The organism is Malonomonas rubra DSM 5091 (assembly GCF_900142125.1).
GTDB classification, from domain to species: Bacteria; Desulfobacterota; Desulfuromonadia; order Desulfuromonadales; family Geopsychrobacteraceae; genus Malonomonas; species Malonomonas rubra.
In genome coordinates this window covers 234,906-247,784 of the sequence record NZ_FQZT01000003.1, presented here as the reverse complement: position 1 = coordinate 247,784, position 12,879 = coordinate 234,906, and the positions used below count along the sequence as shown (strand labels likewise).

The following is a 12,879-nucleotide window of genomic DNA, read 5'->3' as shown; positions in this document are numbered from 1 at the left end:
GAGGCAGACTGCTGGCAAAAAGCAGGGCGACCTTTGTGGTCGCCCCTGTCTGTTTTATTCCGGTGTCGCTTCGCCGAGTAACTCAATCAGGTGCATGACCGGCTGCGGCATACCCGCTTCCCGCAAGCCCCAGGCCAACTGCAAGTGACAGCCGGGATTGGCGGTGACGAGAATGTCGGCTTCGGTGTCTTTGACGTTGTCAAGCTTGCGGTCGAGGATCTTCTGGCTTTCCTCAGTGAATTTGAGGCTGAAGGTCGCCGCCGAGCCGCAACACCAGCTCGCTTCGTTCATCTCGCGGAAGTCGATGCCGGGGATCGCTTTGATCAAGTCTCGCGGTTGCTTGCTGATTCCCTGCGCATGGCAGAGGTGGCAAGGCTCGTGATAAGTGACCGATTTGTTGATCGTCTTCAACTCGTCGGTGCGGATGCCCTGTTCTACCAGAAACTCGCTGACATCCTTGATCAGGCTGTGGAACTTCTCCAGTTTGGCATGGTCCTGTCGCTCAGCGAGCAACTCTTCATACTCTTTCAAAGCGCTGCCGCAACCGGCGCAATCGGTAACGATGGCATCAACATCCAGATCGAGGAACAGGTCAAGGTTGTGTGTTGCCATCTGCCGGGTGGTTTCGCGATCGCCTTCAGTCAAATGTGGTGCGCCGCAACACTTCTGATCCTTCGGCGTGATGACATCAAACCCCTGATGGCTCAGAACTCTCACCGTCTGACGCGAGACCTCAGCGTACATCAGGGTCATGACGCAGCCGAGGAAGAAAGCAACCTTGCCACGTTTCTCTCCTCGTGCCGGGGTTAATTCCGGAACTCTCTGGCGCAGTGGCTGATGCAGCTCCGGCATCATCCCTTCCGCTTTTTCGATCCATTTTGGCGCCATCTTTAATATATGGCTGTTGCGGACCAGCCATTGTACTCCAAGCTTCTGGTAGAGGCGTGCTGGCAGCATCGAGGTTTCCATCAGGTCCGGATTCGGCACCATCTTTTCAAGGACGAAACTGCGGAACAGCTTCTGCCACTTCGGCTGATCGATCTGCTGATGGACCTGACTGCGGCACACTTCCATGACCTCGCCAGCTTTAACGCCGGACGGGCAGGCTGTGGTGCAGGCTCGACAATCGAGGCAGAAGAACGCCTCTTCTTTCATCGCTTTGTTGAAATCGAGCTTTTCCTCTGCGACAGCGCGTGCCAGCGCGACCCGGCCACGTGGGCTGGAACGTTCCCGGCCAGTCAGGGCAAAGGTCGGACAGGTTGGCAGGCAGAAACCGCAACGCATGCACTGCAGAACCGATTCGTAGGTTGGTGCGTCTTGTTTGGTAAAGTTGCCAAGTTTTTCTTTGTCGGCCATCATCTTACTCCTGATCGTCGGCAAAGATTTTTCCCGGGTTGAGCAAGCCATCCGGATCGAAGGAGCGCTTGATCCGTTTCATTACGGCAACACCTCCGGGGCCGATCTGTTTGGCCAGGTAGCCTTTTTTCGCAATGCCAATGCCGTGCTCACCGGAAACAGTGCCGCCCCATTCCAGGACCTGTTCGTAAAGCTCGTCGTAAAAGGCGTGGGCGCGCTTCATTTCGTCTTCGTTGCGCTCGTCACAAAGGACGGTCGGGTGCAGATTGCCGTCCCCGGCGTGGCCGAAGGTACCGACGGTCAGCTTGTACTTTTCCGCCAGCTTTTCGATCAGGTCAAAGGTGTTGGCCAACATCGAACGGGGTACGGTGGCATCTTCCAGCAGGGTGGTTGGAGAGACCCGCGCCAGTGCAGAGAGTGCGGTGCGGCGAGCTGCAGCCAGTTCGCCAGCGTGCTCTGCGTCTTTTGCCATCTGCACGTCGTCGGCACCGACTGCCTTGAGCACTTTTTCGACCTCGGCTGCTTCTTCGGCAACGACCGCCGGGTGGCCATCGACTTCGATCAACAGTAGGGCAGCCATCTCGCGCGGCAGACCGATTTTGACATAGTCCTCGACGCAGTTGATGGTCGCTTTATCCATTATTTCCATGGTCGAGGGAATAATCTTGGCAGCAATGATTTTCGAGACCGCCTCACCCGCAGTACGAATGTTCTTGAAGTAGGCGAGGAAAGTACGCTTGTCCTGCGGCGGCGGAATCAGCTTGACGGTCAGCTCGGTGATGATTGCAAGCGTGCCTTCGGAACCGATCAGCAGGTCTTTAAAGGCATAACCGGCAACATCTTTAACGCTCTTACCACCGGTGTCAAGCAGGGTCCCGTCCGGCAGGACACACTTGAGGCCCATGACGTAATCACGGGTGACGCCGTATTTGAGGCCACGCAGGCCGCCGGCGTCTTCCATCACGTTGCCACCGAGTGTCGAGATCTTCTGCGAGCCGGGGTCGGGCGGGTAGAAGAGGCCTTTTTCAGCAACAGCGTTGAACAGATCGAGGGTGACGACGCCCGCTTGGCAAGTGGCGGTCAGGTTTTCCTCGTCAATCTCGAGAATCTTGTTCAATTTGTTCAGGCAGATGACGATGCCGCCGTTGACCGGGATGCTGCCGCCGGACAGCCCGGTACCGCTGCCGCGCGGGGTGAAGGGGATCTTGTTGTCGCGGGCGATTTCGACCACCGCCTGCACCTGCTCGCTGTCAGTTGGATAGACCACCACATCCGGCATGGCATGCAGCCCCGGGGTGGAGTCGTAGCCGAGAACCAGCAGGTCCTCTTTTTCCGCGATGACATTTTCTTTGCCGAGTTTATCGATCAGTTGTTGCGCGACTGTTGCTGAAATCATAATGTTTTCCTGAAAATTCGCTAGGGTTGTGCTCAAAATCCTTCTTCGTGGAAGCCATCAGGGATGCGCACGACCAGTACCGGAATATCAGTGCTGTGCAGCACTTTGTGGGTCGTGGTACCGAGCATGGCATCGCCGATGACGGTGTGCCGATGTGAACCCATGATGATCAGATCGGCCCCGATCTCTTTCGCAACCTCGAGGACGACTGTTGCCGGGGCACCGTCTTCGATTCGTATTTCGCTCAATCTTTCCGCTGCCTGTGTGTCGCCTCCAGATTCCTTGCTGCAGAGCAGAGAAATTCGTTCCTGAAGTTTCTCTTTGGCGTACTCGTGGGCGTCATCATGGATCTGATTCTGCGTACTTTCCGGAATGTGGGCGGCAATCAGGTTCTGGGCAAAAGGAGAGAGTTTCTCCAGTGCAGAAACCGCGATGATTTTCGCGTCATGCTGTTTGGCCATTTCAAGTGCATAGCGATAGACGTGCGGGGCTCCCGCTCCCATGCCAGTTGCATAGAGAATGGTTTTGATTTTTGGAAGCATAGTTCTCTCCTTTCGCCTCGAATCAGCCTCCGCCGAAGAAGACCGACGGCAGGTAAGTGATGATTTCCGGGAAGGTCACCATCAACGCTAGACCGACAACCTGGATGATGACGAAAGGGATAATCCCTCGATAGATATCACCCATGGTGTATTCCGGTGGTGCCACCCCTTTGAAATAGAATAGCGCATAACCGAAGGGAGGGGTAAGGAAGGAGGTCTGTAAATTTACACAGACCAGCATTGCGAACCACAGGGGATCGAAACCAAGGTCGCTGGCAATCGGGGTGAAGATTGGCACAACCACCAGCAGGATTGCCGCCCAGTCGATGAACATACCCATCATGAAAACAACTGCCATCATGATAGCGAGGATGACGTAGTCGTTAACGTCCATGCCGAGCAGCAGGTCGGCAACCACGTCGCCGCCACCCATCGACAGGAAGACCACCGAGAACAGCTTGCCCCCAACGAACAGCAGCATGATCATCGCGGTAGTGCGAAGGGTCGCTTCACAGGACGATTTCAGGACCTCGACATTAAACTTTTTGTTGGCAATTGCCAGCACAATAGCGCCGAGACAGCCGAGGGCTGCCGCTTCAGTCGGGGTGGCGACACCGGCGAGGATGGTCCCCATAACGGTGAGGATCAGGCCGAAGGGAGGCACGAAGCTCTTGGCAGTCATCATCACTTTTTCAGCGACGGTGGCCGTGCGATCTTCGGCCGGGATCGGCGGGCCCAGACTCGGATTGATGGCACAGCGGATCGCCACGTAGCCAAGGTAGAGACCGGAGAGCAGAAGTCCTGGCAGAATGGCGCCAGCAAACAGGTTGCCGACCGAAGTTTCCTTCATCCCGGTCAGACCACCGTAAACGACCAGCATGATCGACGGCGGAATCAGGATGCCGAGGGTGCCGGAAGAACAGATAATGCCGGACGCCAGACCGCGATCGTAACCGCGACGCAGCAGCGCTGGGCCGGCCATCAGGCCCATGGCAACAACCGAAGCACCGATGATGCCGGTGGTCGCGGCGAAAACCGTCGAGACGACGATAACCGCCATCCCCAGGCCACCGCGCAGTCCGCCGAGGACAATGTAGAGGGCGTCGAACAAGCCTTCGGAGACCTTAGACCGGTCGAGAATCTGGGCCATGAAAATGAACAGCGGAATGGCCACCAGGACGTAGTTCTGCTCCAGGCCCCAGGCGTTGTTGACGAACAGGTCGAACAGGCCTTCGATGTTGCCGCCATTGTCGATCAGGCCGAACAGGGTGGCGACCGCAGCCAGGGTGATGGCCAGCGGGTGCCCCAGGGCGATCGACGCCATCAGGGTGCAGAACATCAGGATTGTGAGAATTTCAGCGCTCATCTATTTCTCCATGTTCCGGCAGGCTTGCCGGAAACGAACTAGCAAATTAACCACGCGGACGATTACTCGTCGGCGCTACCGAGACTTTTAAAATCTTCAATCAGCTTGGCGACGCCCTGGAGAAAGAGCAGGGTAAAGCCGATTGCCATAATGCTTTTGAACGGGTACAGCGGTGGTGCCCAGGAGGTGGAGGCGCGCTCCAGAACCTGCCAGGAGGTGATGGCGTAACGGATCGCGTAATAGGACAGCATGCCGATGGTTGGAATGAAGAACAGCAGGTTGACGACGATGCGCAAGATGGTGCGCGGTTTCAGCGGCAGCTTCGATTCGAAAACGTCGATGGCGACATGGCCGTTATGCTGGTGGGTGTAAGCGAAGCCGAGCACAAAGTGGCAGCCGTACATCAGGGTAGTTGCTTCAAAAGCCCAGACGGTCGGGGCGTTGAAGGCGTAACGCATGAAAACTTCGTAAACAACCACCAGAATCAGCGGCACCGTCAGGTAGGAGATGAAGCGGCCGGTGGTGCTGTTCAGGCGGTTGATTCCAGTTGCTAAAGGTTGCATTTTGCACCTCTTTGATTTTGCTTTTCGGGCCGGTCTTTGCTCGCCCAATCCAAGGGACGTGTTAATCCCTCCCTGGGACTTGTTGTCGCCGTCCTGGCGACAAACACCCTTGACTTGGGCGAACAAAGACCTTTTGCCCGAACTTTTGTTTTTTTGATTGGCGGGAGTGTTAACTCCCGCCATTGTTATTTAACGGCTACTGATAGCGGTGTGGATTTGGTTCCAGAGCAAGGCGGCAGGCTAGTTGGAAGCGCAGCTTATGCAGCGCATAAGCGAGCATTCCGGAGAGCCGACAACGCAGCACTGGGACCAAAGCCGCAGCGACCTACTGCATGTGCTCGCCGGCGATGTACTCATCAATCGGCCACGGGGTCACGCCGCTACGCTGACGACGCCACTCGGCGAAGTCTTTCTTGAACTGCTCCTGAGAATCGAGAGCAGCCTTCACGTCCGGGTGCTTTGCTTTGACCTGGTCGAGGTAAGCCTTGGTAGTCTTGGCGAATTCGATACGGGTGTCTTTGTCGAGGGTGACGAACTCGATCTTTTCCTTAAACTTGTTGATCGCTTCGGTGTTCAGGTTTTCGATCCAGGCGTTCGACCAGAGCTGGGTTTCCTTGGCTGCAATTTTAACGATCCACTGCAGGTCCGCCGGCAGGCTGTCCCAGGCTTTTTGATTGATCATCAGGTCGCACTGGAAACCAGGCTGGTGAACACCAGGCTCGATGACGTACTTGGTGATGTCGTCAAAGCCCATCGGGTAGTTGATGGCCGGGGTGGAGTATTCGGCAGCATCGATAACGCCACGCTCAAGGGCGAGGTAAACTTCACCACCGGGCAGCGGGGAAACGGACGCGCCGAGGCCGTTGAGGATATCCATGTTCCAGCCCGGAGTCCGGACGCGCATGCCTTTGAAATCGCTCATCTTAGTGGCTTTTTTGTTGGAGAACATGCCCATTTCCTGGCCGGTTTGGCCAGCAGGAAGAGCGTAGATGCCGTACGGCTTGTAGAGCTCTTGCAACATTTCCAGGCCGCCGCGCTCGTACAGCCAGATGTTGTAGCCTTCAGCGTCGAGGCCGAAAGGAACCGAGGCGTAAGCGACGAAAGCTTCGTTACGGCCTTTCCAGTACAGAGGAGAGGAGTGGGCGATCTGAACCGAACCCTTGGAGACAGCATCGAACACTTCGTTGGCGCCGACCAGTTCACCGGAGGAGAACAGCTTGATGTCGAGGCGGCCACCGGAAGCCAGCTTTACGCTGTCGGCAAAGTGTTGAGCGATATCGTAAAAGAGCAGGCCCTTGCTCCAGGGCATAACCATCTTCCACTTGATTTCGTCCTCAGAAGTTTTGATTTTACGCAGCTCGCGCTTTACTTCTTCGTGACGTTTGTCGGTACCGAATTTCTCGCGTTTGGCAGCGAACGCGTTCGGGGCGATGCAGAGGCTGGCGATAACCAGCAGGCTGACGATCAGCTTCATTGCTCTCATGTTTCTTGCTCCTCTCTCTGTTCCGTGGTCGATTTCGGATGCTGTTATACATCCACGCTTTGATAAATTGCCAAAATGGCATGCTGTATAAATTTGTATACTGGTAAGACCAGTTGAAAATAGTGTTGTTTAAATTAATAAGTCAAGGAAAAAATCAAAAGATGTTTTATGTTGTATTGGTCTGTCAGGCGCTTTTGCGCCACCGGGCGTATACGTGGTGATACAGGTTTACAGGGGGTAGCGGTGATTTGCGAGCTCCCGGATGAAATTGGAAATGAACGCTAGATGCAGAAAAAATCTATTTTTAAATCAGAGTGTTAGAAGTATCGTCCAGCTGTGGTAAACTTTTTTGGGAAAATTAATTTTGCCACCTGTCGCTATTGAGTATTGGTGCTGTTTTGCTTGACAGGCTCTGTTGATTGCAGTTAACCTTTTTGAAGTGGTCAGACCAATTTGGGATTATCATGAAGAATTTACCAGAATTGAAAAAGAGTTTTGTCGCTGCTGCAGAAGTTGTCGGCGCGCAGGTGGTCGATTGTAAAGGCCTGAAACAGGCCGTCGATTACTTAGTAGAGAGAGTTGATGGTTCTCTACTGTGCCCGACATTTGTCAGCGGCGAAAAGAATGGATTGGCTGATAAATTGAAGAAAGCGGGGCTAAAGGTTGTGACCGAAGATTTTCGCAACCAGGCTGCCAGCGCTCAAGCCGGGATCACTGGCGTGAACTTCGCGATGGCAGACACCGGCACGCTGGCGCTGGAGAGCACCGCGGAAGATATCCGCCTGGCGACCACGCTGCCGGAAGTTCACTTCGCCCTGCTTGATCCAGCGAAAATTTATGCCGACAGCCTTGAGGCGGTCGAGCCGTTGCGGCAGCTACACCAGCGCGATCCGCGCAACTATATCGCTTACATTACCGGGCCCAGTCGCACTGCAGACATCGAGCGGGTGCTGACGATTGGCGTGCATGGCCCGAAAGAGCTGCATATCCTGCTGGTACCGAAACTTTCAAACGATCCGTTGGAAATGTAAGGAGCGATATGATGAACAAGCAGAGAAGCAAAGATTATCGCCAGCGGATCGATAAGGCCCTCGCCACTCCCAAGCTGCAGGACGCTCTGCACAAGTTTGGCGATGCCTTCCTGGTTGCGCGCGGCAATGCTTTCGCAAAATACGACTTTGAGGCAATGCGGGATGAAATCTCGCAGATGAAAACCTCTGTCCGGGAAAATCACGCCGAGTTGCTGCAGCAGTTCACTCAGAACGCTGAAGCAGCAGGAGCGACCGTCTATCTGGCCAAAACGGCTGAGGATGCAAATAACTACATCGCCGAGCTGGCGAAAAAGAAGGGGGCCAAGCTGGCGGTTAAGAGCAAGAGCATGGCCAGCGAAGAGACCCATCTCAATATCGCGTTGGAAAAGGCCGGCACCAAGGCGCTGGAGACCGACCTTGGCGAATGGATTATCCAGCTGGCCGGGCAGCGCCCCAGCCACATGGTGATGCCGGCGATCCACATGTTCAAGGAAGAGGTCGCCGAGCTGTTCAGCAAGGAAACCGGCAAAACCGAACAAGCTGAAATTGCCCACCTGGTTGAAGTGGCGCGGAACCAGTTAAGGCAAGGCTACCTCGATGCCGAAATCGGTATCACCGGCGCCAATATTGCGGTTGCCGAAACCGGCGGGATCGCACTGGTGACCAACGAAGGAAATGCCCGGCTTGCGTCGACGCTGCCGAAAACCCACGTCGCGCTGGTCGGTATCGAGAAACTTGTACCGACGTTGGAAGATGCGACCAAGGTCGTCCGGGTCCTGCCTAAAAATGCGACCGGTCAGCCGCTGACTTCCTACGTGACCTGGATTCGCGGTGCGGTGCCCTGTGACGGCGAGGAGAAAGATCTGCACATCGTACTGCTCGATAACGGCCGCAGTACGCTGGCCGAATCACCGCAATGCCAGGACGCGCTTAACTGTATCCGCTGTGGCGCCTGCGCCAACGTCTGCCCGGTTTACCAAACCGTTGGTGGTCATGTTTTCGGTCATATTTATATCGGCGCTATCGGTATTATTTTGACGGCCTTTTTCCACGGGCTGGAAAACGCTGCGGAAATCGTTCGGGCCTGTATCGGTTGCCGCTCCTGCGTGGCGATCTGCCCGAGCAAGATCGACTTGGAAGAAATTATTCTCAGCTTGCGCGAAACCATCGGTGAAGAGGAGGGGATTGGCGCTGGCAAGGATATCGTTTTCCGTAAGGTGATGCGCAACCGCAAGCTGTTCCACGGTTTGATCCGCGCTGCCAGCGTGATGCAGAAACCAGTGACCCGCGGCGAAAGCTCGATCCGTCATCTTCCGCTGTTCTTCTCTTCGCTGACTGAATGGCGCACCCTGCCTGCGGTGGCGGAGAAGCCGCTGCGTGATGTTATCCTGCAGCAGGAACAGGAGGTAAAAAAGCCGCGCTACCGGGTTGCCCTGTTCGGCGGCTGCGCTAATGACTTCCTCTACCCGGAGCTGGGGCTTGACCTGGTGACGGTGATGAATGCGCTCGATGTTGAAGTGTTCTACCCACAGGAGCAGAATTGCTGCGGTGTTCCGGCGCTCTACTCCGGCGACAAGGAGACCGCTATCGAGCTGGCGAAACAGAATATCGATGCCATGCTCGAAGGCAATCCCGATTTTGTTCTCACGACCTGTCCGACCTGTACCATGGCGCTGCAACGTGATTTCGTCGAGCACCTGAAAGACAACCCGGCCTGGGCGGCGAAGGCGGAAAGGCTGGCAGAAATCACTGTCGATGCAGCTGGTTTTGTCGTCAACCAGCTCGGCGCTGCCGATCAGTTCAAGCAACTGGCGGCCAGTGAGAAGGTGACCTATCACGATTCATGTCACCTCAAGCGGGGCGCCGGAGTTTGGAAAGAACCGCGCCAGTTGATCGAAACGGCCGGACATGATCTGGTGGAGATGGATCACGCGGACCGCTGCTGCGGGTTCGGCGGGTCCTACTCGCTGACCAGTCACCCCGAGATCTCCAAGCGGATTCTTGGTGACAAACTGCAAGATATCGCCGAAAGCGGCGCCAGCTGCGTTGCCATGGACTGCCCCGGCTGCATGATGCAGATTCGCGGTGGTCTGGAAAAACAAGATTCGAAGGTGCGCGCACAGCATACCATCGAGCTTCTCGCAGAAGCGCTGAGGCAGAAAAAGTAAAACACACAAATCCTTTACACGTGGATATCTTCTCTCTCCCACGTGCTTTGCCCTGTTCCGGACCTCCTACTGGAACAGGGTATTTTTTTGGGCGGCCTTCGAAGAGTTGTCTTGCCCCTTGCTTTGCTTGCTCGTATGAGCTATTTTTAACATTTACTCCAGTTCTCCTGTCCCTTGGGGGTTTTATGCCGCAGGTTAAATTTTATTGCCCTGACTGCGCTTTTTCCAAAGAAATTTCCCGCAGTGATATTCCTGAAAATTCGACCCAGTGCAAGTGTCCCAGCTGTCGTAAAATCTTTGCTATAGAGGACGCTATTCAGCCGCTAGAAGAAGCTGCTGATAGTTCACTGCCGGACGCAGAGGTTCCTGTCCAGGAAGAGGTGATCGCTGCGGAACCGGAGCCAGAGCCGAAAACTGAGGAAGACAAAGGGATTTCCACAGGCAGGTATTATGAGTTATTCGATGACGCCATGACTGCTCTGAATGCAAATAATGAGCTTGAAGCGCTCCATCTTTTAGAAGAGGCGGAGAAAATAAGCAGCACACCGAAGCTGCAATCGGCTCTTGCGTACTGCCGGGCCAAGGCTCGAAATCAGTTTACCGGCGCCGTTCGCATTTGCATGGAATCTATTAACGCTGAGCCGACGCAGGCCGATCATTATTTACATCTGGGGCGGATATACCTGCTGGGCGGCAAGCGGGGGCCAGCGTTAAAGGCTTTTCGTAAAGGGATAAAATTGGGCCCTCATCCACAGCTGATGCGGGAATTACGACGCTTTGAATTGCGCCGTTCGCCGGTTTTTTCCTCTTTGTCGCGTGATCATTTTCTCAATCGCAATCTGGGTAAATTGTTGGGCAGACTTAGATTGCGCTGAATGCATTGCATCGTAACTCAAAGAGCTGCTCCCGTTGGAGCGGCTTTTTTTGTGCGCGGGACTGGCCGAGGACGCAAGGTTGCTGATAAGATGACTGGATCGGTAATGATTTCCAGCTAAAAGGAGGAGGCATGAAGCTTTTCCTGATTTTATCGTCCGCATTTTTACTGCTGCTGGTTGCCGGCTACGGCCTGTCCAGGTTTAACGAGCCTCCCAGGGTCCTTGTTTCAGAGGTTCAGGAAAGTTTGCAGGGCGGTAAAGACATTTTTTTCCTCGACACGCGAACGAATTTGGCCGGGGCGTCCCTCAAAGTTAAGATCCCAGGCGCCGAGCTTTATCACCCGACAGAAACGATCGACCGTCTCAGCCGTGACTTGCCGAAGGATAAAACGATTGTCGTCTATTGTACTTGACCGGATGAAAGTGCAAGCGCCGGTCTGGCGCGAAGTCTGATAAAAGCCGGTTTCTTTAATGTCTTTCCGCTGAAAGGGGGGTTAAAGGCGTGGATGGCAGCAGGATTGCCGACAGTTGCTGATTGAGGGAAAAGAGCTTGCTTGGGGCCAAGGCTCTAGGGCTGAAAGTTTGAGCAATAGATATTTTGCTATCCTCCACCAGCACCTCCGGCGTGTCCTGTGATCAAAAGAATTTAGGTCATGTCGCTTTTATAGGTCAGTTTGCCAATCTGTTCAAGTTGCAAGCGTTTTTGGGGATTTCGTTGAATACAAATAACGGGCCTCTCCTTTTGGGGATCGGCCCGTATCTTTGTTTGTTTACTTCTGCTGCTCTGCGCGTAGTGTTTTTGCCAACGCTTTAATTTCGCCCAGATCCTCGGTCATCATGTTCCAGCCATACCAGTAGGCGTAATCAGGGTTGACGTGGAAGAAGGCCTGGTAGGCACGCATCCGATGCTTCATATACATCCGCACCAGGACCTGATCAATGTAGGATAGCTCGTCCAGATTTTCATTCCAGGCCGCACCGTTAGTGTGCATGAAAGAGAGCAGGAAGGGGTAGTTGAACGGATATCCTGCCGGTTTCTTGATGATTCCTTCTCTGTACAGTGCAGCGACGGTGTTGATCGCTTCAGCCATCAGTCGGTCGGCTTTGCCGAGGATGGCGTCGCCCATGTCCAGCTGCTCCTTGGCATACGCAGTCGAATGGCACTGACTGCAGATTTTCAAAATTTTGTCACGTTCCTTCTGCCAGGAAGCCTGATCGAGGCGAACCATGTCGACCGCTTTAACGGCCTCGAAGATGGCCGTTGGTTTGCCGGTTTCCGGATCGAGTACACCCAGTGCTTTGAGGATGGTGACCCGGTCGGCAGCTTGCTGCTGATCTTCGGGCAGAGGCAGACGGACGCCCAGAAATCCCCATGCCGTACGGTTTTCGTGAGTGCCATCCGGCAGATGGCAGGTCTGGCAGGTCGGGGCGGCGGCGCCGTCCGGGAGGCCGCCTTCCTTCTGAATGAAGTAGCGGGTGCCATGCTTCGAGCTGGACCACATTTCCCACTGCGGGTGATCGTAGCCCATATGGCATTGCTGACAGGCTTTCGGGTTCTGCGCCTCTTTCAGTGAAAACGCATGACGGGTGTGGCACTCGTCGCAGGAGTTGTTCTGGTAGCGGTAGCCTTTCGCCAGTTGATCGGCTTTCTGCTCATCGGTTTTGATCCCCATGTTGTGGCAGCCGCCGCAGCCGCGGCCACCTTCGATCAACTCATCCGGGGCGAAATGGGTGGCAGGAATGGCGTTAAGAGAGGTCCAGCCGTAATTGTGTTTGCCGTGAGAAAAAGAAGTAAACTGCTCTTGGTGGCACTGGGCGCAGACTTTTTCGTCTGGTAGCGTGGCTTTTTTGTAGTCATCTGCTGTGCTGTGCGCTTCGCCGTGGCAGTTTGTGCAGCCGATTCCCATGGCTGCGTGCTTACTGATCTGCCAGTCTTGCACCAGCCCGGGAGAGGTTTCGCTGTGGCAGTCGAGGCACGTATCGTTCGCCATCGATGCCCCGCACGTCAGCAGAACAATGGCTGCAATCAGAACAGTCAGAGAGTAGTTTTTCATCACATGCCTCCTTGGTGTCAATGAAAGAGGCAGTATAGCTTAATT

11 protein-coding genes are annotated in these 12,879 nt (G+C 54.8%); 4 read left to right on the top strand and 7 right to left on the bottom strand.

The window, feature by feature from the left end; genetic code table 11:
- Positions 1 to 54: 54 nt before the first annotated feature.
- The 6 genes from BUB13_RS06210 to BUB13_RS06185 form a co-directional block, all read right to left on the bottom strand.
- Entirely contained in the window at positions 55 to 1,356 is a 1,302-nt protein-coding gene (locus tag BUB13_RS06210; protein ID WP_072907098.1) for a (Fe-S)-binding protein, read from the bottom strand.
- 4 nt (positions 1,357 to 1,360) lie between these two features.
- The gene (locus tag BUB13_RS06205) at positions 1,361 to 2,752 is read right to left on the bottom strand and encodes an FAD-binding oxidoreductase (RefSeq protein WP_072906857.1); all 1,392 of its coding nucleotides are present in this window, start codon (positions 2,750 to 2,752) and stop codon (positions 1,361 to 1,363) included.
- Positions 2,753 to 2,784: 32 nt separating this feature from the next.
- Positions 2,785 to 3,294: a universal stress protein gene (locus tag BUB13_RS06200; protein ID WP_072906855.1), complete on the bottom strand. Its 510-nt coding sequence runs from the start codon at positions 3,292 to 3,294 to the stop codon at positions 2,785 to 2,787.
- A gap of 22 nt (positions 3,295 to 3,316) precedes the next feature.
- On the bottom strand, positions 3,317 to 4,660 hold the full coding sequence (locus BUB13_RS06195) for a TRAP transporter large permease (protein ID WP_072906853.1): 1,344 nt from the start codon (positions 4,658 to 4,660) through the stop codon (positions 3,317 to 3,319).
- Between the two features lie 62 nt (positions 4,661 to 4,722).
- On the bottom strand, positions 4,723 to 5,223 hold the full coding sequence (locus tag BUB13_RS06190; RefSeq protein ID WP_072906851.1) for a TRAP transporter small permease subunit: 501 nt from the start codon (positions 5,221 to 5,223) through the stop codon (positions 4,723 to 4,725).
- Between the two features lie 325 nt (positions 5,224 to 5,548).
- Positions 5,549 to 6,706 carry a TRAP transporter substrate-binding protein gene (locus tag BUB13_RS06185; RefSeq protein WP_072906849.1) on the bottom strand — a complete coding sequence of 386 codons (1,158 nt, stop codon included), beginning with the start codon at positions 6,704 to 6,706 and terminating at the stop codon, positions 5,549 to 5,551.
- 464 nt (positions 6,707 to 7,170) lie between these two features.
- Here BUB13_RS06185 and BUB13_RS06180 point away from each other — a divergent pair, with 464 nt between their 5' ends.
- From BUB13_RS06180 to BUB13_RS06165, 4 genes are all read left to right on the top strand, one after another.
- On the top strand, positions 7,171 to 7,737 hold the full coding sequence (locus BUB13_RS06180; protein ID WP_072906847.1) for a LutC/YkgG family protein: 567 nt from the start codon (positions 7,171 to 7,173) through the stop codon (positions 7,735 to 7,737).
- A gap of 11 nt (positions 7,738 to 7,748) precedes the next feature.
- Positions 7,749 to 9,905 (top strand): L-lactate dehydrogenase (quinone) large subunit LdhH, encoded by a 2,157-nt coding sequence (ldhH, locus tag BUB13_RS06175; protein ID WP_208610132.1) that lies wholly within the window; start codon positions 7,749 to 7,751, stop codon positions 9,903 to 9,905.
- A 185-nt stretch (positions 9,906 to 10,090) separates the two neighbouring features.
- Positions 10,091 to 10,780: an Rcat domain-containing protein gene (locus BUB13_RS18510; protein WP_084091795.1), complete on the top strand. Its 690-nt coding sequence runs from the start codon at positions 10,091 to 10,093 to the stop codon at positions 10,778 to 10,780.
- A gap of 131 nt (positions 10,781 to 10,911) precedes the next feature.
- On the top strand, positions 10,912 to 11,193 hold the full coding sequence (locus tag BUB13_RS06165) for a rhodanese-like domain-containing protein (RefSeq protein WP_072906843.1): 282 nt from the start codon (positions 10,912 to 10,914) through the stop codon (positions 11,191 to 11,193).
- Positions 11,194 to 11,550: 357 nt separating this feature from the next.
- Here BUB13_RS06165 and BUB13_RS06160 read toward each other — a convergent pair whose 3' ends face one another.
- The gene (locus BUB13_RS06160; RefSeq protein WP_072906841.1) at positions 11,551 to 12,834 is read right to left on the bottom strand and encodes a multiheme c-type cytochrome; all 1,284 of its coding nucleotides are present in this window, start codon (positions 12,832 to 12,834) and stop codon (positions 11,551 to 11,553) included.
- Between the last annotated feature and the right edge of the window lie 45 nt (positions 12,835 to 12,879).

Excerpts from the sequence above, each read along its gene's own strand:
- BUB13_RS06195 (WP_072906853.1), bottom strand. The coding sequence starts at position 4,660 with ATGAGCGCTGAAATTCTCACAATCCTGATGTTCTGCACCCTGATGGCG.
- BUB13_RS06180 (WP_072906847.1), top strand. The coding sequence starts at position 7,171 with ATGAAGAATTTACCAGAATTGAAAAAGAGTTTTGTCGCTGCTGCAGAA.
- BUB13_RS06185 (WP_072906849.1), bottom strand. The coding sequence starts at position 6,706 with ATGAGAGCAATGAAGCTGATCGTCAGCCTGCTGGTTATCGCCAGCCTC.
- BUB13_RS18510 (WP_084091795.1), top strand. The coding sequence starts at position 10,091 with ATGCCGCAGGTTAAATTTTATTGCCCTGACTGCGCTTTTTCCAAAGAA.
- BUB13_RS06210 (WP_072907098.1), bottom strand. The coding sequence starts at position 1,356 with ATGGCCGACAAAGAAAAACTTGGCAACTTTACCAAACAAGACGCACCA.
- BUB13_RS06190 (WP_072906851.1), bottom strand. The coding sequence starts at position 5,223 with ATGCAACCTTTAGCAACTGGAATCAACCGCCTGAACAGCACCACCGGC.
- BUB13_RS06205 (WP_072906857.1), bottom strand. The coding sequence starts at position 2,752 with ATGATTTCAGCAACAGTCGCGCAACAACTGATCGATAAACTCGGCAAA.
- BUB13_RS06200 (WP_072906855.1), bottom strand. The coding sequence starts at position 3,294 with ATGCTTCCAAAAATCAAAACCATTCTCTATGCAACTGGCATGGGAGCG.
- BUB13_RS06160 (WP_072906841.1), bottom strand. The coding sequence starts at position 12,834 with ATGAAAAACTACTCTCTGACTGTTCTGATTGCAGCCATTGTTCTGCTG.
- BUB13_RS06165 (WP_072906843.1), top strand. The coding sequence starts at position 10,912 with ATGAAGCTTTTCCTGATTTTATCGTCCGCATTTTTACTGCTGCTGGTT.
- ldhH (WP_208610132.1), top strand. The coding sequence starts at position 7,749 with ATGAACAAGCAGAGAAGCAAAGATTATCGCCAGCGGATCGATAAGGCC.